Origin of the sequence: Microbispora sp. H10830 (assembly GCF_014161375.1) — a bacterium.
In the GTDB taxonomy this organism is placed as follows: Bacteria; Actinomycetota; Actinomycetes; order Streptosporangiales; family Streptosporangiaceae; genus Microbispora; species Microbispora catharanthi.
In genome coordinates this window covers 851,504-870,636 of the sequence record NZ_JABBWX010000002.1, presented here as the reverse complement: position 1 = coordinate 870,636, position 19,133 = coordinate 851,504, and the positions used below count along the sequence as shown (strand labels likewise).

General features: G+C 71.3%; 20 protein-coding genes. 11 read left to right on the top strand and 9 right to left on the bottom strand.

Features of this window, described 5'->3' with window-relative positions; genetic code table 11:
* Positions 1–59: 59 nt before the first annotated feature.
* The 3 genes from HHX35_RS09000 to HHX35_RS08990 all read left to right on the top strand — a co-directional run bounded on the left by HHX35_RS09000 (position 60) and on the right by HHX35_RS08990 (position 1,749).
* A complete protein-coding gene (locus tag HHX35_RS09000) occupies positions 60–395 on the top strand; it encodes a helix-turn-helix transcriptional regulator (protein ID WP_182898340.1) in 336 nt (111 codons plus the stop codon).
* Positions 396–489: 94 nt separating this feature from the next.
* Positions 490–654, top strand: coding sequence for a hypothetical protein (locus HHX35_RS08995; protein WP_182898339.1), 165 nt, complete (start codon positions 490–492; stop codon positions 652–654).
* 36 nt (positions 655–690) lie between these two features.
* The gene (locus HHX35_RS08990; RefSeq protein WP_182898338.1) at positions 691–1,749 is read left to right on the top strand and encodes a sulfite oxidase; all 1,059 of its coding nucleotides are present in this window, start codon (positions 691–693) and stop codon (positions 1,747–1,749) included.
* 6 nt (positions 1,750–1,755) lie between these two features.
* Here the strand turns inward: HHX35_RS08990 and HHX35_RS08985 are convergent, their stop codons facing one another.
* Positions 1,756–2,745, bottom strand: coding sequence for a zinc-binding dehydrogenase (locus HHX35_RS08985; protein WP_182898337.1), 990 nt, complete (start codon positions 2,743–2,745; stop codon positions 1,756–1,758).
* Between the two features lie 172 nt (positions 2,746–2,917).
* Between HHX35_RS08985 and HHX35_RS08980 the strand changes: the two genes are divergently transcribed.
* The 3 genes from HHX35_RS08980 to HHX35_RS08970 all read left to right on the top strand — a co-directional run bounded on the left by HHX35_RS08980 (position 2,918) and on the right by HHX35_RS08970 (position 5,320).
* Complete coding sequence (locus tag HHX35_RS08980) at positions 2,918–3,736, top strand: SAM-dependent methyltransferase (protein ID WP_310738970.1); 819 nt, start codon at positions 2,918–2,920, stop codon at positions 3,734–3,736.
* Positions 3,737–3,812: 76 nt separating this feature from the next.
* Positions 3,813–4,088: an isoamylase early set domain-containing protein gene (locus tag HHX35_RS08975; RefSeq protein ID WP_182898336.1), complete on the top strand. Its 276-nt coding sequence runs from the start codon at positions 3,813–3,815 to the stop codon at positions 4,086–4,088.
* Between the two features lie 50 nt (positions 4,089–4,138).
* Positions 4,139–5,320 (top strand): zinc-dependent alcohol dehydrogenase, encoded by a 1,182-nt coding sequence (locus HHX35_RS08970; RefSeq protein ID WP_182898335.1) that lies wholly within the window; start codon positions 4,139–4,141, stop codon positions 5,318–5,320.
* Positions 5,321–5,337: 17 nt separating this feature from the next.
* On the opposite strand, the gene HHX35_RS08965 is transcribed toward HHX35_RS08970, so the two are convergent.
* From HHX35_RS08965 to glnII, 6 genes are all read right to left on the bottom strand, one after another.
* Positions 5,338–6,165, bottom strand: a complete 828-nt coding sequence (locus HHX35_RS08965; protein ID WP_139579933.1) for a metal ABC transporter permease — start codon at positions 6,163–6,165, stop codon at positions 5,338–5,340.
* A complete protein-coding gene (locus HHX35_RS08960) occupies positions 6,162–7,043 on the bottom strand; it encodes a metal ABC transporter permease (protein WP_182898334.1) in 882 nt (293 codons plus the stop codon). The genes HHX35_RS08965 and HHX35_RS08960 overlap by 4 nt, the downstream gene beginning before the upstream one ends.
* A complete protein-coding gene (locus HHX35_RS08955; RefSeq protein ID WP_182898333.1) occupies positions 7,040–7,801 on the bottom strand; it encodes a metal ABC transporter ATP-binding protein in 762 nt (253 codons plus the stop codon). The genes HHX35_RS08960 and HHX35_RS08955 overlap by 4 nt, the downstream gene beginning before the upstream one ends.
* On the bottom strand, positions 7,798–8,721 hold the full coding sequence (locus HHX35_RS08950) for a metal ABC transporter substrate-binding protein (RefSeq protein WP_310738969.1): 924 nt from the start codon (positions 8,719–8,721) through the stop codon (positions 7,798–7,800). Before HHX35_RS08950 ends, HHX35_RS08955 begins: the two co-directional genes overlap by 4 nt.
* 135 nt (positions 8,722–8,856) lie before the next feature.
* A complete protein-coding gene (locus tag HHX35_RS08945) occupies positions 8,857–9,870 on the bottom strand; it encodes a glycerophosphodiester phosphodiesterase (protein ID WP_310738968.1) in 1,014 nt (337 codons plus the stop codon).
* A gap of 83 nt (positions 9,871–9,953) precedes the next feature.
* A complete protein-coding gene (glnII, locus tag HHX35_RS08940) occupies positions 9,954–10,967 on the bottom strand; it encodes a glutamine synthetase (protein ID WP_182898331.1) in 1,014 nt (337 codons plus the stop codon).
* 223 nt (positions 10,968–11,190) lie between these two features.
* On the opposite strand from glnII, the gene HHX35_RS08935 reads away from it, so the two are divergent.
* Entirely contained in the window at positions 11,191–11,739 is a 549-nt protein-coding gene (locus HHX35_RS08935; protein WP_182898330.1) for a hypothetical protein, read from the top strand.
* A 34-nt stretch (positions 11,740–11,773) separates the two neighbouring features.
* On the opposite strand, the gene HHX35_RS08930 is transcribed toward HHX35_RS08935, so the two are convergent.
* Positions 11,774–12,544, bottom strand: coding sequence for a DUF72 domain-containing protein (locus tag HHX35_RS08930; protein WP_139579926.1), 771 nt, complete (start codon positions 12,542–12,544; stop codon positions 11,774–11,776).
* Between the two features lie 91 nt (positions 12,545–12,635).
* On the opposite strand from HHX35_RS08930, the gene HHX35_RS08925 reads away from it, so the two are divergent.
* Positions 12,636–13,181, top strand: a complete 546-nt coding sequence (locus HHX35_RS08925) for a type 1 glutamine amidotransferase domain-containing protein (protein ID WP_182898329.1) — start codon at positions 12,636–12,638, stop codon at positions 13,179–13,181.
* A 67-nt stretch (positions 13,182–13,248) separates the two neighbouring features.
* Complete coding sequence (locus tag HHX35_RS08920) at positions 13,249–14,127, top strand: sugar kinase (protein ID WP_182898328.1); 879 nt, start codon at positions 13,249–13,251, stop codon at positions 14,125–14,127.
* A 4-nt stretch (positions 14,128–14,131) separates the two neighbouring features.
* Here HHX35_RS08920 and HHX35_RS08915 read toward each other — a convergent pair whose 3' ends face one another.
* A complete protein-coding gene (locus HHX35_RS08915) occupies positions 14,132–16,555 on the bottom strand; it encodes an FAD-dependent oxidoreductase (RefSeq protein WP_182898327.1) in 2,424 nt (807 codons plus the stop codon).
* 72 nt (positions 16,556–16,627) lie between these two features.
* Between HHX35_RS08915 and HHX35_RS08910 the strand changes: the two genes are divergently transcribed.
* Both HHX35_RS08910 and HHX35_RS08905 read left to right on the top strand, forming a co-directional pair.
* Positions 16,628–17,545, top strand: coding sequence for a choline/ethanolamine kinase family protein (locus tag HHX35_RS08910; protein ID WP_182898326.1), 918 nt, complete (start codon positions 16,628–16,630; stop codon positions 17,543–17,545).
* Positions 17,546–17,556: 11 nt separating this feature from the next.
* Positions 17,557–19,116 (top strand): amino acid permease, encoded by a 1,560-nt coding sequence (locus HHX35_RS08905; RefSeq protein WP_182898325.1) that lies wholly within the window; start codon positions 17,557–17,559, stop codon positions 19,114–19,116.
* The last annotated feature ends 17 nt before the right edge of the window (positions 19,117–19,133 follow it).

The window sequence follows — 19,133 nt, the reverse complement described above, 5'->3', positions numbered from 1 at the left end:
TAGCTCTCGTAGTACGCCATGTGTCAAACTACGAAGACCTTCGTACAAGAGGAGGCCCGATGACCCCTCAGCCCCGGACGCTCGACCATCCGGACCGGTCCGAGATCCGGCTGGAGGACGTGCTGCACGCGCTCTCCGACCCCGTACGCCTGCAGGTGGTGCGCTTCCTTGCCGCCGGCGGCGAGTCCTCCTGCTCGGCGATCGACCTCGCGGTCAGCAAGTCGACGACCACCCATCACTTCCGGGTGCTCCGCGAGGCGGGCGTGATCAGGCAGGTCTACCGGGGGACGGCGAAGATGAGCTCCCTGCGCCGCGAGGACCTCGACGCCCTCTTCCCCGGCCTGCTCGACACCGTGGTCACCGCGTACGACGCCCAGCGGGCCAGGCTCTCGTAACTGCCCAAATCAACTTGACCAGTTACGCCCCTTTGCCGTACCTTGGTAACTGCCAAAGAAATTTAAGACAGTTACAACGGCGACCTGGACGGTAATGATGTTCTACGACTACTCCCTGGCCACCGAGCGCGTCACCGAGTTGCACCGCGAGGCCGACAACGCACGCGTCGCCAGCCGCCTGGTCGCGGCCAGGCGCTGGTCGCGCCTCGCGTCCTGGGCGCAGCGTCAGGCCCAGCGGGCGAGCCACGACCTGGGCTGACGGCCGTCACCGCGTCGGTCCGGAAGGGAAGGGCCGATGCGTACGACACGCGACATCCGCACGGCGGTGGTGAAGCCGGTCATCGGCGCCCTCATGGAGGACGCGGGCACCGGCCTCGACTACGGCACCCGGCCCGACCGCCTGCCGGGCCTGCTCACTCCCCTTGACCGTTTCTTCGTCCGCAACCACGCCCCGACCCCCCGTCTCGACGCGAGAACCTGGACGCTGCGCGTCGAGGGCGGCGGTGTGCGCCGCACCGTCCGTTACACCTACGACGACCTGTGGCGCCGGTTTCCGCTCGTGTCCGTCGTCCGCACGCTGGAGTGCGCGGGCAACCGGCGCGCCCTCTTCGGCGCGGAGCACGGCCACCGCTTCGGCGGGGTGCAATGGGGCCGCGGCGCGATCGCGACCGCCGAGTGGACCGGGATCCCGCTGCGCGACCTGCTCGAACCGGCGGGCCTGACGGACGCCGCCGTCGAGGTGATGCCGGAAGGGCTCGACGAGGCGCGCGGGCGCCGCCCGATGCCCCTCGCCAAGGCCCTGGCCCCCGACACCCTGCTCGTGCTCGCCATGAACGGCGAGATCCTGCCGCCCGACCACGGCTTCCCCGCCCGCGTGGTGGTCTCCGGCTGGCTCGGCGCGGCGAGCATCAAGTGGGTGGGCCGGATCGAGGTGTCCGACGGGCCGCTGCGCGTGCCGTGGAACACCGAGGACTACGTGGTCGTCGCCCCCGGCCGGCCGGCCGCGCCGATCACCTCCACGCCGGTCGCGAGCCTGGTCGAGCTGCCCTGGCCCGGGCGACTGCCCCCAGGCCCGCAGACGATCCGCGGCCGGGCGTACGCAGGGGAGGACCGCGTCGCCGCCGTCGACTACCGGATCGACGACGGCCCCTGGCGGCCTGCCGCCCTCGACGGGCCCGACCTCGCGGGCGTCTGGACCCGCTGGCGGTTCCCCTGGGATCCCTCCCCCGGCGCGCATGTCGTGCGAGTGCGGGCCACCGACGAGCACGGCCGCTCTCAGCCCGAGGCCACCCCCTGGAACGACCTCGGCTACTGCCACAACTCGGTGCTCCCCCACCCCGTGCTCGTGGCCTGACGGGGCTCAGGGGACGAGCACCACCTTGCCCGTGGTCGCGCGGGTCTCCAGGGCGGCGTGCGCGGCGGCGGCGTCCTTGAGCGGGAAGCTCTGCACCAGCGGGACCAGCGCGCCCGACCCCGCGGCCGCCAGCGCCCGCTCCTCCAGGCCCCGCAGGCCGCCCGGCCGCTTCAGCACCCGGGGGCCGACGGCCACCGCCGCGGTGATGCCGCGCGCGTACAGGTCCTCCGTGGTCAGCGCGGTCGGGCCGCCCTGCGCGTCCGCCCAGCCGAACAGCACGATCCTGCCGCCGACGCCGAGCAACTCCAGGGTCGTGCGCCCGAGGTCCCCACCGACGCCGTCGAGCGCCAGCGTGATCTCCCGGTCGCCGAGAAGCGCCCTCACCTCGTCGGGCCAGCCGGGAGCGGTGTAGTCGACGGCGTGGTGTGCCCCCAGCGTCAGCACCCGGCGGGTCTTCTCCTCGCCGCCCGCGAGCCCGACGACCGTGGCGCCGGCCCCCACCGCCGCCTGCACGAGCAGGTTGCCGATGCCCCCGGCCGCCGCCGTCACCAGGACGACGTCGTCCGCCCGGATCTCCGCGACGTCGAGGATGCCCATGGTCGTCCGGCCGGTGCCGATCATCGCCACCGCCTCGCCGTACCCGAGACCGTCCGGGATCTCGTGGATCGCCGAGGCGTCCCGTACGGCCAGTTCGGCATAGCCGCCGGGAGCCATGCCGAGGTGGGTCACCACCCGCCTGCCGACCAGGCCGGGATCGGCCCCCGGGCCGACGGCGTCGACGACCCCGGCGACCTCCCGGCCGGGGATCGTGGGCAGGTCGGGGACGGGGATCGGGCCGCCGGCGTACTTCCCGGCCCGCAACGTGGTGTCGACCAGGTGCACCCCCGCCGCCCGTACGGCCACGCGGACCTGGCCGGGCCCCGGCTCGGGATCCTCGACCTCCTCGTAGACGAGATTCTCGACGGGACCGAAGGCGTGAAGTCGAATGGCGTACATGTGTCCCGTTATAGAGCTCCGAACCACGCCCCCACATCGGACGATGGTCCTAGGTCTCCCGCGGCCCGATAGGTGGAGTCACAGAGTTATGGCGTTCTTCGTTGGGTTTTTTCCCGGCGGCCCTTATGCTCGCACCAAGTCCTCTTTACTACCGTGAGTGAGGAGATGTTGCGTGGCTGATGACGCGCCGCCACCCGGTATCGATGCGCGCGTCCCCAATCCCGCGCGCATGTACAACTACTTTCTCGGCGGAAAGGACAATTTCGCGGCCGACCGGGAAGCCGCCGAGCGGGTCATGCAGGTCGCGCCCGAGGCCCCCGCGCTCGCCCGCCGCAACCGCGCCTTCCTGCGCCGGGCCGTACGCCACCTGGTGGCCGAGGCCGGGATCCGGCAGTTCGTGGACATCGGCACCGGGCTGCCGACCGAGGGCAGCGTCCACGAGGTGGCACACGAGATGGACCCCGGCGTCCGGGTGGCGTACGTGGACAACGACCCGGTCGTACTCGCGCACTCCCGGGCCCTGTTGTCGGGCACCGCCGCCACCACCGTCACCGTGCAGGGGGACCTGCGGCGCCCCGAGGAGATCCTGGCCGAGCCGGAGCTGCGGTCGGTGATCGACCTCGCGGAGCCGGTCGCGATCCTGCTCGTGGCCGTGGTGCACTTCCTCTCCGACGACGACAAGCCGACGGAGCTCGTGGCCCGCCTCAGGGAGTCCGTCGCCCCGGGAAGCCACCTCGTGCTGTCGCACGTCACCGACGAGGAACGGGCCGGCGACGCCCGCGAGGGGGCGGCCGTCTACCGGCAGGCCAGCAGCGGTGTCACGCTGCGGAGCCGCGAGCAGATCCACGAGCTGTTCGACGGTTTCCAGCTCATCGAACCGGGGCTCGTCCCGCTCGACGACTGGCGGCCCGACGACGAGAACCTGCTCGCCCGGCAGGCCCGTCGCCACCTGCCCACGTGGTTCCTCTGCGGGGTCGGGCACGCGCTCTGAAAAGGCCGTGAATATTGTGTTACGTCCTGTGTGTACTTGTTTCTTCCTTTAGGTGTGATACGCCAGGCTATGCGGCATGCTCAAGCGCACCAGGCTGTTCGGGCAGAAGACCCGAATCACTTTCACCCTGCCCGTTGACGAGCCCTCGGGGACGGTCAGCGTGGTGGGCGACTTCAACGAGTGGCTGCCCGGCCGCCACGAACTGCTGCGGCGCAGGAACGGCACCCGTACCGTGTCGGTGATCCTCCCGCCCGGCGCGCACCGGTTCCGCTACCTCGCGACGGGCGGCGTGTGGTTCGACGACGACAACGCCGACCAGGTGGACGACCAGGGCAGCGTGCTGCACCTCTGACAGACAGGGACACCGTTTCCCCCGCCGGAAGCAGGGCATACGGGGAGACCATGAAGGCAGTTACCTGGCACGGCAAGCGCGACGTACGGGTGGAGGAGGTCCCCGACCCGGCCATCAAGGAACCCACCGACGCGATCATCCGGGTCACCACGACCGCGATCTGCGGCTCCGATCTGCACCTCTACGAGGTGCTCGGCCCGTTCATCGGCGAGGGCGACGTCCTCGGCCACGAGCCGATGGGCATCGTCGAGGAGGTCGGCGCGGAGGTCACCCACATCTCCCCCGGCGACCGCGTCGTGATCCCGTTCAACATCTCGTGCGGCCACTGCTACATGTGCGACCGCGCGTTGTACGCCCAGTGTGAGACCACCCAGGTCCGTGAGTACGACACGGGCGCCGCGCTCTTCGGCTACACGAAGCTGTACGGCGAGGTGCCCGGCGGCCAGGCGCAATACCTGCGCGTCCCGCAGGCGCACTTCGGGCCGATCAAGGTGCCGCACGGGCCGCCGGATGAGAGGTTCGTCTACCTCTCCGACGTGCTGCCCACCTCCTGGCAGGCCGTCGAGTGGGCCGAGGTGCCCGACGGCGGCAGCGTCACGGTCTTCGGCCTCGGCCCGATCGGGCAGATGTCCGCCCGCATCGCACGCCACCGCGGCTACCGGGTGATCGGCGTGGACATCGTCCCCGAACGCCTGGAGATGGCCCGGCGGCACGGCATCGAGGTGATCGACGGGAACGAGACCGACGAGGTGCCCGAGGCGATCCGGTCGATGACCGGAGGCCGGGGCACCGACTCGGTGATCGACGCCGTCGGCATGGAGGCGCACGGCTACACCGTGGGCAAGCTCGCCCAGACGGTCACCGGGATGCTGCCCGACAAGGCCGCCGCCGCCATGATGACCCGGGCCGGCCTCGACCGGCTCGCCGCCCTGCAGGACGCCATCGAGACCGTACGCCGCGGCGGCACGATCTCGATCAGCGGTGTGTACGGCGGGATGACCGACCCCATGCCCATGCTGCAGCTGTTCGACAAGGGCGTCACGCTCAGGATGGGCCAGGCTCACGTCAAGCGGTGGGTGGACGATCTCATGCCGCTCCTCACCGGCGACGGCGATCCCCTGGGGGTCGAGGACCTGGCGACCCACCGCCTGCCGCTCGACCAGGCCCCGCACGGCTACGAGATCTTCCAGAAGAAGGAGGACGGCGCGATCAAGGTGCTGCTCAAGCCCTGACGATCAAGCTCTGACGATCAAGCCCTGACGGCCGCGGCCCGCCTGACCCGGCCGCGTACGGCGGTGCCGAGGAAGACCGCCCCGAACACCAGACCCACGAACAGGGCGATGGAGGCCCCGGTCGCGACGTTCCACTGCGTGGAGACCCACACGCCCGCAAGGGCGCACGCGACCCCGATCGCGGCGGCGAGCGGGAACAGCGGCGCGAGCCTGTCGGTGAGCAGGCGGGCGGTCGCGGCCGGGCCCACGATCAGCGCCACGGCGAGGATCGTCCCCAGCGCGGGCACCGTGGCGACCACGGTCACCTCGACGACCGCGAGCAGCGCGAAGTCCAGCAGCACGGTGGGCAGCCCGAGCGCCGCCGCCCCCACCGGGTCGAACGCCGCGAGCAGCAGTTCCTTGCCCACCAGGGCGAGCAGGAGCAGCACGCCCGCGGCGACGGCGGTGGTCGCCACCAGGTCGCCCGTGCCGACGGCGAGGACGTCGCCCACCGTGTAGGCCGCCAGGTCCTTGGTGAAGCCGTCCTGGGCCGACACCAGCACCACGCCGAGCGCGAAGCCGCCCGACAGCGCGATGCCGGTGGCCGTGGTGAAGTCCTGCCCCCGGCCCCGGCCGAACACGAGGACGGCGGCGACCACCAGCAGCCCGAACAGCCCACCGCCGAGGTAGAGGTTCACCCCGAGCAGGGCGGCGACGACGATGCCGGGGAACGTCGCGTGCGTCAGGGCCATCGTGAAGAACGGCAGCCGCCGCGCGATCACGAAGACCCCGACCACCCCTCCCAGGGCGCCGACCAGGACGGCCTCGACGAGGGCCCGGTGGACGGTGGAGTCGAGCCAGTTCACGCCGCCTCCAGGACCGAGCGGCGGCGGGCCCGGCTCAGGCCCGCCTTCCTGCGGACGAACCCGGCGGCGTGGGCCAGGCCGTACATCGCCACCAGGACGAGCACCACGGTCGCGCCGGAGGCGAGCCTGACGCCGTATCCGACCGACGCCTCGTAGCTCACGACGAGCCCGAGCCACCCGGCGGCCGCGCCGACGAGGCAGGCCAGCGGCACGATGACCGCGAGCCGGTCCGACAGGCTGCGCGCCGCCGCGGCCGGCACGATGAGCAGCGCGATCACGAGGACCGTGCCGACCGCCTTGACGGCGGCCACGACGACCAGCGCGACCGCGACGTTCAGCACGAGGTCGAGCAGGCCCACGCGCACACCGGCCGCCTGGGCGCCCTCGGGGTCGAAGGCGCGCAGCAGCAGCGGCCGCCGCAGCACCGCCAGCAACGCCACGACCACGACCGCCACGACGGCGGTCTGCGCGAGCTGCGCCTCGGTGACCGTCAGCACCCGCCCGAACAGGAACGCGGTGAGGTCGGAGGTGAAGCCCGTCTGCCGCGACACCAGCACCACGCCGACCGCGAACAGCGTCGTCAGCAGCATGGCGAGCGCGGCGTCCTCGCTCACCCGGCGGCGCTGGGTGAGCAGCGTGAGCAGGACGGCCGTGAGGACCCCGGCGGCCAGCGCGCCCCAGAAGATGCCGCCGTCTCCGGCCATGAGGTGGCCGATGACCACTCCGGGAAAGACGGTGTGCGTCAGGGTGTCGCTGACGAAGGCGAGCCGGCGCAACAGCACCAGCACGCCGACCGTGCCCGCGAGCGCGCCGAGGACGACCAGTTCGACCAGCGCGCGGGCCATGAACGGCAGGTGGAAGGGTTCGAAGAGAATCATGTCTGGGTCACGATCACGCGGTCGCCGCGCAGTTCGAGCGCGTGCCCGCCGTACGTCGCGCGCAGCCGCTCGGGCGTCAGCACGTCGCCGGTCGGGCCGAACCCGAACTGGTGCCGGTTGAGCAGGCACACCTCGTCGCAGGCGAGGTGCGCGATGGCGAGGTCGTGGGTGCTGACGACGACGGAGGCGCCCTGCGCCTTCAGCGCACCGATCGCCTCCAGCAACGCGTGCTGGCTGACCGCGTCCACGCCGTTGAACGGCTCGTCGAGCAGCAGCATCCGCGGCTTGGCGGCGATGGCCCTGGCCAGCAGCACCCGCTGGCGCTGCCCGCCCGACAGCGTGCCGAACCGGTCGCGGGCCCGCCCGGCCAGCCCGACCCGCTCCAGGGCGTCGGCCACCTCGGCCCGGTCGGCGGCGGAGGGGCGGCGCAGCCAGCCGATCCGCCGGTAGCGGCCCATCATCACCACCTGCTCGACCGACACCGGGAAGTCCGGGTCGAGCGTGTCGGCCTGCGGCACGTAGGCGACGTCGCGGCGGGCCTGCGCCGGGGGCCGGCCCAGCACCTCGATCCGGCCGCGCACGACCGGCACCAGGCCGAGCAGCGCCTTGATGAACGTGGACTTCCCGGCGCCGTTCGGACCGATCAGCGCCACGGCCTCGCCCTCGTGGACGACGCCGTCCAGTTCTTCCAGGACCGGGACGTCGCCGTAGGCCACGCTCGCCCGGTCGAGCACCAGGGTCGGCGCGCGCTCGCTCATGCGGCGGTCCCCCTCAACGCGTTGACGATGGTGTCGGTATTGTGCTCCTCCATTTGCAGGTAGGTCGCACCGGCCGACCCCTCGGGGCCCAGCGAGTCGCCGTACAGCGCGTCCTCCCCGGCCACGACGGTCACTCCGGCCTCCCGGCCGATCGCCTCGGCCGTCTTGGGCGGCAGCGACGCCTCCGAGAAGATCGCGGCCACCCCGGTCGCCTTGATCTTGGCGACGAGGTCGGACACCTGCTTGGCGGACAGCTCGGCCGAGGTGTCGAAGCTCGGGATGATCGAGCCGACGAACGTCAGCTTGTAACGGTCGAGGTAGTAGCCGAAGGCGTCGTGGTTGGTCACGAGCTTGCGCCGGTCGGCGGGGATCGACTCGATCTTCTTGGCGATCTCGCCGTCGAGCGCGTCCAGCTTCGCGTCGTACGCCACCCGGTTGGCCTGGTAGGCCGCGGCGTCGCCCGGATCCGCGGCGGCGAACCCCTTCTCGATCGTGGCGGCCATCGTCTTGACGTTCAGCGGGTTGTGCCAGATGTGCGGATCGCCGTTGCGGATCCGTACGCCCCGGGAGGCGTCGACGACCGGCCCGTCGAAACCGGCGGCCGAGATCGTCTCGTCCAGCCATCTCTCCAGGTCCACCCCGTTCTTGACGAGCACGTCGGCCTCGGCGATGGCCTGCATGTCCGCCGGGGACGGCTCGTAGTCGTGGGGATCGACGTTCGGCTTGAGCAACTGGTGGACCCTGACCCGGTCGCCACCGACGTTGCGGGCGAAGTCGGCCACCTGCGTGGTGGTCGCCACCACCTTCAGCGGCTGGGCCGGATCGGAAGGGGAAGGGGGCCTGTCCCCGCCGCCGCACCCGGCGGCGAACAGCACGAGCAGGGCGGCGGACGACAACGTACGGGCGAGCGGCGAGAGCACGACGAATCCTCGAGTCGGCATATCAAAGTCAGTGCATCAGGGGAAACATCCCTTCCAAATGTCTCGCAAATGAAAATCATTGTCAACTTAGGACACTTCGGCCTGACGATCACGACCCGGCCGGACACGAGGGCGCTACCCCCGGCCTGAGATCGCCGCCTTCGTCCGTGCGGCCGTGGACGTCGCGGACAGCACGGCCCGGGCCGTGCCGGGGTTGTCGGCGAAGACGCCGTCCACGCCGAGGTCGTAGAGCATCGCCAGCCAGCCCATCACGTCGCCGGTCGCCCGCGCGTACGCAGGAGAGGCCGGGTCGCCTCGCCTGAAGTCGGCCGGGAGCTGGGCGTTCTCGTCGCGCACGGTCCACACGTGCACGTCGAGCCCGGCCCGGTGAGCGTCCCGCACCAGCGTCGTGGGGGCGAGGAGGCGGCCGTCGGGTCCCGTGGGGACGACCCGCGAGGTCGCCACGCCGATGCCGTCCGCGTACGTCGCGACCTCCGCGAGCCCATCGGGCGTGACCATCCGGTCGTACGGGGCGCCGGAGCCGCCGACGAGCTGGATCAGCGGCAGCCGGGTCTTCCCGCGCAGCTCGCGCAGGTTGGCCGCTTCGAACGACTGGATGAAGACCGGGTCGTGCCGGTCGCGCCAGCCGTGCCGGCCCAGCACGTCGAGCAGCGGCCCCTCCAGCGGCAGGCCGATGGAGGCGAAGTAGGTGGGGTGCTTGGTCTCCGGATACACGCCCACGCCGTGCCGCCTGGCCAGCTCCACGACCTCGTCGAACGTCGGGATCGGGGCCAGGCCGTCGAAGGCGGCGTTGCCGGGGCGCAGGTCGGGGATGCGCTCGACGGCCCGCAGCGTGCGCAGTTCGTCGAGTGTGAAGTCCTCGGTGAACCAGCCGGTGACCGCAACGCCGTCGATGGTCTTGGTCGTGCGGCGGCCGGCGAACTCGGGGTGGCTCGCCACGTCGGTGGTCCCCGAGATCTCGTTCTCGTGGCGGGCCACCAGGACGTGGTCCTTGGTGGAGACCAGGTCGGGCTCGATGTAGTCGGCCCCGAGCGCGATCGCCGTCTCGTACGACGACAGCGTGTGCTCGGGCCGCAGGGCGCTGGCGCCCCGGTGGCCGATGACGACGGGTCCGGTCTTGTGTGACACAGCGGCCACCGTATACACGTACGGCTCCCGCGCCGGGACGCGGGAGCCGTACGAGGACGGGGGAACCGTCGGTGCCTCGTGGATCAGACCTGGCCGGCCTTCTCCAGAGCGGTGCAGCAGGTGTCGACCATCAGGCGGGCGACGACGTAGGGGTCGACGTTGGCGTTGGGGCGCCGGTCCTCGATGTAGCCCTTCTTGTCCACCTCGACCTGCCACGGGATGCGGACCGAGGCGCCGCGGTCGGAGACGCCGTAGCTGAACTTGTCCCACGGGGCGGTCTCGTGGTGGCCGGTGAGGCGGTCCTCGATGCCGTGGCCGTAGTTCTTGACGTGCTCCATGGCGTTGTCGGCCAGGGCCTCGCACGCGGTGATGATCGGGTCGTAACCCTCACGCATGGCCTTGGTGGAGAAGTTGGTGTGCGCGCCCGCGCCGTTCCAGTCGCCCTTCACCGGCTTCGGGTCGAGCGTGGCGGCGACGTCGAACTCCTCGGCGGTGCGGTAGAGCAGCCAGCGGGCGACCCACATGTGGTCGCCGACCTCCAGCGGACCCGCGGGCCCCACCTGGAACTCCCACTGGCCGGGCATGACCTCGGCGTTGATGCCGGAGATCGCGAGGCCGGCGGCCAGGCAGCGGTCGAGGTGCAGCTCGACGATGTCACGGCCGAACACCTCGTCGGCGCCGACCCCGCAGTAGTAGCCGCCCTGCGGGGCGGGGAAGCCGCCCAGCGGGAAGCCGAGCGGGCGGCCCTCCTTGAAGAAGGTGTACTCCTGCTCGATGCCGAACCACGAGTCCTGCTCGGCGAACCGCTCGGCCACCTCGACGAGCGGGGCGCGGGTGTTGCTGGCGTGCGGGGTCATGTCGGTGTGCAGGACCTCGCACATGACCAGCACGTTGTCACCGCCGCGGATCGGGTCGGGGCAGGTGAACACCGGCTTGAGCACCAAGTCGGAGGAGTGACCGGTGGCCTGGTTGGTGCTGGACCCGTCGAAGCCCCACAGCGGCGGCTCGGCGCCGTCGGCAAGGACCTTGGTCTTGGAGCGGAGCTTCGCGGTCGGCTCCGTGCCGTCGATCCAGATGTACTCGGCCTTGTAGGTCACGTCGATCCCTTTCGAACGAGGCGGCCTGGCGTTCGTCCGCCACGTCGAGATTGCCGTTCTGGGATTTCGTAGCTTTTGCCCGTTTGTGAACACGGTGTTAACGCGCATCCTTTGCCTTGGCCCTGCTGTGACCCGACGCACATGATCCGCGTCCCTGCGGGCAGTCGGAGAAGCGTCCACGAATCGCAACCGCACGGCAACCAGTATTTGGGAGTGAGGGCAGATGGTCTTATTGGGCCTGCTTCTGATCCTGATCGCGGCGGCGGCCGTCATCGAGGTGTCGGTCAACGACACCGCGAACACCATGCCGATCACGGTCCTGGACCGTACGTTCAATCTCAGCCCGTTCGAGCTGTTCATCGCCGGCGTCGTGACCGCCGCCGTGTTCGTCGCCGGCCTGCTGCTCATCACCGGCGGCATGCGCCGTGCCGCCGTCAAGCGCCGCCGGATGCGTGAGACGCGCCTGGCGGAGCGGGACCGCGTGTCCCGCCTGGAGGCCGAGAAGCGCGACCTGGAGCGCCGTCTCGAGACGACCTCGACGACCTCGACGACCTCGGCCACCTCGGCGTCCGCCCCGGCCGCCGAGCCCGTCACCAAGCAGTATCCGAAGGTCGACCGGGACCGCGACGGCGTCGACGACCGGGCCGAGCGCGCGGAGCGGGCCGAGCGTCCCACCGCACCGCACAACCGCCTCTCCGTACCCGCCCAGCAGTCGTCCCCCGACCAGCTGGTGGCGGGCGGGCGTCACGCGTCCGACGAGCGCCGCGCCTGATCCGTCATGCCGGGGGTGACACTCGCCCGTCCGGTCATGACCGGACGGGCTCGGGGGCCCGCTCGGGGAGCCGAGCCCTGCTGACGTCCCGCCCCTGCGCGCACGCCAGCTCCGCGAACGTGATCGCGTTGCGCACGGCGGCGCCACCGGGGTCGTTGTTGAAGTAGACGTAGGCGTCCGGCACGTCCCCCAGGCGGTCCACCCAACTGCGCAGCGCACGCCGCCCGTAGTTGGGCCAGGGTTCCGCCCCTCCCTCGTGGAAGCGCAGGTAGACCCAGTCGGCCGTACGCCACAGGGGCCCGGCCGGCCGGCCGAGCCGGTCCGCCCAGCACAACGCCGCCCCGAACTCGGTCAGCAGGGCGCGGATCTCGTCGGTCCACCACGAGGCGTGCCGCGGCTCGACGGCGACCCGTACGGCACGCGGAAACCGGGCCAGGCAGGCCCGCAGCCGCCCGGCGTCCACCTGCAGGGTCGGCGGCAGTTGCAGCAGGATGGGCCCCAGCTTCCGGCCGAGGCCCTCGGCCACGCCCATCAGCCGCTCGACCGGCTCCTCCGGGTCCTTCAGCCGCTTGATGTGCGTCAGGAAGCGGCTGGCCTTGACCGCCATGACGAAGTCGGGCGGCGTGCGCTCCCGCCACGACTCGAACGTCTCCCGCTTCGGCAGCCGATAGAAGGCGTTGTTGTTCTCGACCGTGGCGAAGATCTCGCCGTAGCTCTCCAGCCACAGTCGCTGGGGTACGCCGCCGTAGACGAGGTCGCGCCAGTCGGCGTACTGCCACCCAGAGGTCCCCACCAGCACGGGCATGTCCCTCCCCTACCCAGCGGACGGCATAGATCGCGGTCAACGGGGCACGCGACGTCAAGAACAAGCAAAAACGCGACGAAAGGGGAGCACGATGATCCAGGGCAAGACGATCGCATTCCTCGTCGCCCCCGAAGGGGTCGAGCAGGTCGAGCTCACCGAGCCGTGGCAGGCCGTCCAGCAGGCGGGCGGCACGCCGAGGCTGGTCTCGGTGGAGCGCGGGGAGATCCAGGCGTTCAACCACCTCGACAAGGCCGGCACCTTCCCCGTGGACGCCGTGGCCGGGGAGGTCTCCGCCGCCGAATTCGACGGGCTGGTCCTCCCCGGCGGGGTCGCCAACCCCGACTTCCTGCGGATGCGGCCGGAGGCCGTACGGTTCGTCAAGGAGTTCTTCGACGCGGGCAAGCCGGTCGCGGCGATCTGCCACGCGCCGTGGACCCTCGTGGAGGCCGACGTGGTGCGCGGGCGCACGCTGACCTCGTGGCCCAGCCTCCAGACCGACCTGCGCAACGCGGGGGCGACCTGGGTGGACCAGGAGGTCATGGTCTGCACGGGTGGCCCGAACACCCTGGTGACCAGCCGGAAGCCGGACGACCTGAAGGCCTTCTGCCAGGCCGCCGTGGACGCGTTCGGCGCCTGAGCGAGGACTTTCCCGGGCGGATCAGGCTCTGTCATGCTTTCCGGGTGCGATCCCGCGGACTTACGGCATGACCGAGGTTTTCACGCTCGGAGAGGCATTGGGCGTCGTCTCCGGCGACCGGCTCCGGCATGACATGACCATCCGCCTCGACGTGGAGGGGCCCGAGCTGACGACGGCGGTCGGCCTGGCCCGGCTCGGCCACACGGTGAGCTGGCTGGGCCGGGTCAGCGCCGACGAACTGGGCATGCGCACGCTGACCGTGCTGCGCGGCGAAGGCGTGGACGTCTCCCACGTACGCGTGGACGAGACCGCGGCGACCGGGCTGATCCTCCGCCAGCGGCGCATCGGCCGTTCGTCGCACGCCGTCCACTACCGGGAGGGTTCGGCCGGGTCGCACCTGTCGACCGGCGACGTGCCCGGTGAGGCCGTCCAGTCGGCGCGGATCCTGCACGTCACCGGCGTCACCCTCGGGCTGAGCGGCCTCGCCTGGAGCGCCGTCCACCATGCCGTCAAGATCGCCAGGGACGCCGGCGTGCTCGTCTCCGTGGACGTCAACCACCGCGCGAACCTGTGGCAGAGCGTGGAGGAGGCCCGGCAGGGGCTCACGGAGCTCGCCGCCTCGGCCGACGTGCTCTTCGCGACCCAGGACGAGCTCATGCTCGTGGAGCCCGTGCTCGCGTCCACGCCCGAACTGGTCGTGACCCGGGGCGCCAAGGGAGCCAGCGCCACCATCGAGGGCCTGCGCTACGACACCCAGGCCGCCCCCGTGACCGCGGTCGATCCCTCCGAGGTCGGCGGCGCGTTCGTCGCGGGCTACCTCAGCGCGATCCTGGACGGGCTGCACCCGTCGGACCGCCTCAAGCGCGGCATCTCGGTGGCCGCCTTCGCGGTCGCCAGCCACAGCTCCTGGCAGGGCCTGCCCACCCGCGGCGAGCTGCCCCCGTGACCGGTCATCCGCCGGCTGCCGCCCAGGGCTCGGCCTTGACGCGGGAGCCGTCCGGGTCGTAGAGCGGCTCACGGGTGACGGTGGCGCCCACGCGGCGGCCGTTGACGCCCACCTCGACGCGTTCGCCGGGCCCCACCGTGACCGGCAGATAGGCGTACGCGATCGAGCGGCCGACCCGGTGGCCGAACCCGCCGCTGGTCACGCGGGATACCGGACGGCCGTCGAGCCGGACGGGCTCGCCCCCCAGGCAGACGTCACGCTCGTCGTCGAGCACCAGGCAGCGCAGCGCCGTACGGGGACGTGGCAGGGCGGCCCGGCGCTCCGGCCGTACGGCGAAGCCGAGCCCGGCCTCCAGCGGGGTGGTCTCGGGCGTGACGTCGAGGCCCCAGACGCGGTAGCCCTTCTCCAGCCGCAGCGAGTCGAGCGCGCGGTAGCCCGCCGGCCGCATGCCGTGCGGCAGGCCCGCCTCCATGAGGGCGTCCCACAGCGTCAGCCCGTACTCGGCCGGGCAGTAGAGCTCCCAGCCGAACTCGCCCACGAACGTGACCCGCTGGGCGAGCACCGGGACGTGCCCGACGCCGATCTCGGCGGCCCGCAGGTAGCCGAAGGTCAGGTCGTCGCCGGTCAGCGACGCCAGGATCTCGTACGCGCGAGGCCCCCACAGGCAGTAGCACGCGTAGGCGGAGGTGACATCGGCGACCGCGAGCCCGTGACGGCGCAGCAGCGCGGCGTCGTGGACCCCGAACGCGGTGCCGGTGACGAGGCGGAACCGGTCCTCCGCCAGCCGGGTCACGGTCACGTCCGCCTCGACGCCGCCGCGCCGGTTGAGCAACTGGGTGTAGACGACCGAGCCGACCGGCCGGTCCAGCGTGTTACCCGCGAGCCGTTCCAGGTCGGCGACAGATCCGGATATTTCCAGCTTGGCGAAGGACGTCTGATCGAACAGTCCCGCGGCGTCCCGCGGCGCCAGGCACTCCTCGCGAATCGCGGGAGACCATATGCGGCCCGCCCAGCCCCTCGGCCGTTCGGTCCGTACAGTCTCGGCGTCCGACGTGGGCGGGTACCAGTCGACCCGCTCCCAACCGGCCTTCTCGCCGAAGGACGCGCCCAGCGCCTCGTGCCGCACCCAGGCAGGCGAACGGCGCAGCGGCCGGGCGGCGGTGCGCTGCTCACCGGGATAGACGATGTCGTAGTACGTGCTGTAGGAGTCCAGGGCGCGGGCGCGGGCCCAGCGTGCGGATCGGGCATGCCCCCCGAAACGGCGCACGTCCATGCCGAAGACGTCATATTCGGGAGCGCCCTCGACGATCCACTCGGCCATGACCTTGCCCACGCCGCCGGCGGCGGCCAGGCCGTGCACGCAGAAGCCGGCCGCCACCCACAGCCCGGCGACCGCGGTCTCCCCCAGCAGGAACTCACCGTCGGGCGTGAACGCCTCCGGTCCGTGCACGACCCTGCGGAACGCCGCCGGGTCGTCGCCGTCCCCGACCGGCTTCAGTGACGGCACCCGGCGGACCGCCGAGCCCCACGACTCGCGGAACTTCGCCATGTCGGGCGCGAAGAGGGTGCGGGGCTCGGACAGAGGCCGGTCGGCGTCCCAGACCTGCGGGCTCCTGATGTAGCCGCCCACGAGGATGCCGCCGTCCTCCTCGCGGAAGTACACGATGTTGTCCGGGTCCCGGACGGTCGGCGTGTCCGCAGGGACACCGGACGCCGGGGTCACCACGTACTGGTGCTTGATCGGCACGATCGGGATGTCGGCCCCGGCCATCCGGCCGACCACCCCGGCCGCCGCCCCCGCCGCGTTGACGACGGTCTCCGTGCGCACGACGTGGTCGCCGTCCTCGCCGCGCAGCCGTACGGCGGTCACGCGGCCGTCGTGGACGTCGACACCGGTGACCTCCACTCCGGTGAAGATCCGTACGCCGAGCGTGCGGGCGCCCTCGGCCAGGGCGTGACCGAGCCGGGCCGGGTCGAGCCACCCGTCCCCGGGCAGCCACAGCGCCCCGAGGACGTCGCCCACCTCCAGCAGCGGCAGCCGGTCGAGCGTGCCCCGGGGGTCGAGCACCTCCAGGTCGAGCCCGTACGTCTCGGCGGCCCCGGCCTGGCGCAGCAGTTCCTCCATGCGCTCGGGGGTGGTGGCCAGGCGCAGGCCGCCCACGCCGTGCCAGCCCGGATCGAGCCCGGTCAGCTCGCGCAACTCCGGATAGAGACCGGCCGAGTACATGATCATGCGGGTCTGCGTGACGGTGGACCTGAGCTGGCCGACGAAGCCGGCGGAGTGCCAGGTCGTGCCCTCGGTGAGGTCGTGCCGCTCGACCAGGACCACGTCGGTCCAGCCGAGCCGGGCGAGGTGATAGGCGACGCTGCATCCGGCCACTCCGCCGCCGATGACGACGGCGCGGGCGTCTGCGGGAAGTTGCGACATCGGTACCGTCCTGTAACACCCGGCCCAGACAATCGGATCAATGGTCTGAAGGTAGACCAAAAGGAGCCGGGCATGCCAGATCCCGTCGCAGACGCAATGGATCTCGTCACGGCCTGGGCCGGGCGGCCGCTGACCTTCACGACGATCAAGGGCGGGCTCAGCCACCACATCGCCAGGGTCGACAGCGAGGACGGCGACCGCTGGCTCCTGCGGGTGCTCGACCCGCGCATCGCCGAGACCGGACTCGGCATCCCGCTCGACCAGGAGATCGCCAACACGGTCGCCGCGGCGTCGTCCGGGATCGGCCCCCGCGTCGTCCACGTGCTGCCGGGCGTCCTCCTCCTGGAGTACGTCGAGGGGGTCACCCTCGACGCCCCGGCCGTGGCCGCGCGGATCGAGGAGGTGGCGGACGCCTGCCGCCGCCTGCACGCCGGCCCCCGCTTCGGCAACGACTTCTCGATCTTCGACAAGCTCCGGGAGTACGTGGCGCGGTGCCGTGCCCACGGCCTGGCCCTTCCCGCCGGATACGAGAACGTGCTGCCGGTCGCGGCCGACATCGAGGCGGCGCTGGCCCGGCGCCCGCTTCCCACGGTCCCCTGCCACAACGACCTGCTGGCCGAGAACCTGATCGCCACCGGCGACGGCGTCCGGATCGTCGACTACCAGCTCTCCGGCGACAACGACCCCTGTTTCGAGCTGGGGGACATCGCCGCCGAGTCCGACTTCGACCCCGACCAGGTCGTACGGCTCACGCGGGCCTACTTCGGAGACGACGGGCACGTCCCCCGGGTGCGGCTGAACCTGATCATGTCCAACCTCACCTGGACGCTCTGGTTCGTCATCCACGAGGGGCTGGTCCGCGGCGGGGCCCTGCCCGGATTCGACTACTCCGCCGAGGCCGCCGACAAGTTCGCCCAAGCCGTACGCGACCTCGGGGATCCACGCTTCGGACGCCTGCTCGACGGCGTCCGGAAACTCCGCACCAGTTAGAGGAGGCCTCAGTGGCGCAAGCCCTCGACGACGACGCCAAACGACTAGCGGAACTCGGCTACAAGCAGGAACTGGCCCGCACCTGGAGCGGGTTCTCCAACTTCGCGATCTCCTTCTCCATCATCTCGATCCTGGCCGGGTGTTTCACCACCTTCAGCCAGGCGTGGAACAACGGCGGGCCCCTTGCGATCTCGATCGGCTGGCCGCTGATCTCGGCGTTCATCCTGATCATCGGGTTCTGCATGGCGGAGCTGGTCTCCGCGTACCCCACGGCGGGCGGCATCTACTGGTGGGCCGCGAAGCTGGGCAGGCCGGTCCACGGCTGGTTCACCGGCTGGCTCAACCTGATCGGCCTGATCGCGGTGACCGCGTCGGTCGACTACGGCTGCGCGACGTTCCTGAACATCACGATCGGCCGGTTCAGCGACTCCTGGGCGAACGGCAACGCGCTGCGGCAGACGTTCCTGCTGTTCGCGATCGTCCTGGTGCTGCACGCGTTGATCAACATCTTCAGCCACCGCCTGATCTCACTGCTGCAGAACGTCTCGGTGTGGTGGCACGTGTTCGGCGCGGCGGCCGTCGTGCTGATCCTGATCTTCGGCCCGTCGAAGCACCAGAGCGTGGGCTTCCTGTTCGAGACCTTCAACCACTCCGGTTTCGGCGACGGCGGCTCGGGTCCGGCGTTCTGGCTGTACGTGCTGCCGCTGGGCTTCCTGCTCACGCAGTACACGATCACCGGCTTCGACGCCTGCGCCCACGTGTCGGAGGAGACCCACGGCGCGGCCCGCACGGCGGCCAAGGGACTGTGGCAGTCGATCTTCTACTCCGCGATCGGCGGCTGGATCCTGCTGCTGTCGTTCCTGTTCGCGGCCACGAACGTGGGCGCCGTCGACGCCGAGGGCGGCTTCGTCGGGGCCATCTTCACCTCGTCGCTTTCGTCCACCCTCGCCACCGTCATCTTCGGCATCTCCACGGTCGGGCAGTTCTTCTGCGGCATGAGCTGCGTGACCTCGATGTCGCGGATGACGTACGCGTTCTCCCGCGACGGCGCGGTGCCGGGCTGGCGGCTGTGGTCGAAGGTCGACCGCAACCGCACGCCGGTCAACGCGATCATCGGCGGTTGCGGGGTCGCGCTGCTGATCACACTGCCCGCGCTCTACGCGCCCGAGGGCACGACGACCCCCGTGGCGTTCCTCGCCGTGGTGTCCATCGCGGTGATCGGGCTCTACCTCGCGTTCCTCATCCCGATCTGGCTGCGCCTGCGCGCCGGCGACTCCTTCCAGCCCGGGCCGTGGACCCTCGGGCGCAAGTACAAGGCGCTGTCCTGGATCGCCGTGATCGAGATCGCGATCATCTCGATCTACTTCATCCTGCCCATCGCCCCCGCGGGCGTGCCGGGCAACAAGGACTTCACCTGGACGTCGGTGAACTACGCCCCCATCGCCGTGGGCGCCGTGCTCATCGGCATCGCCCTGTGGTGGCACCTGTCGGCCAAGCACTGGTTCGCCGGGCCCCGCCGTACGGTCGACGACGTCGGCGACGGTGTCGGCGAGCCCGAGCCCGTGGCCTGATCTCCCCGTGTACGGCC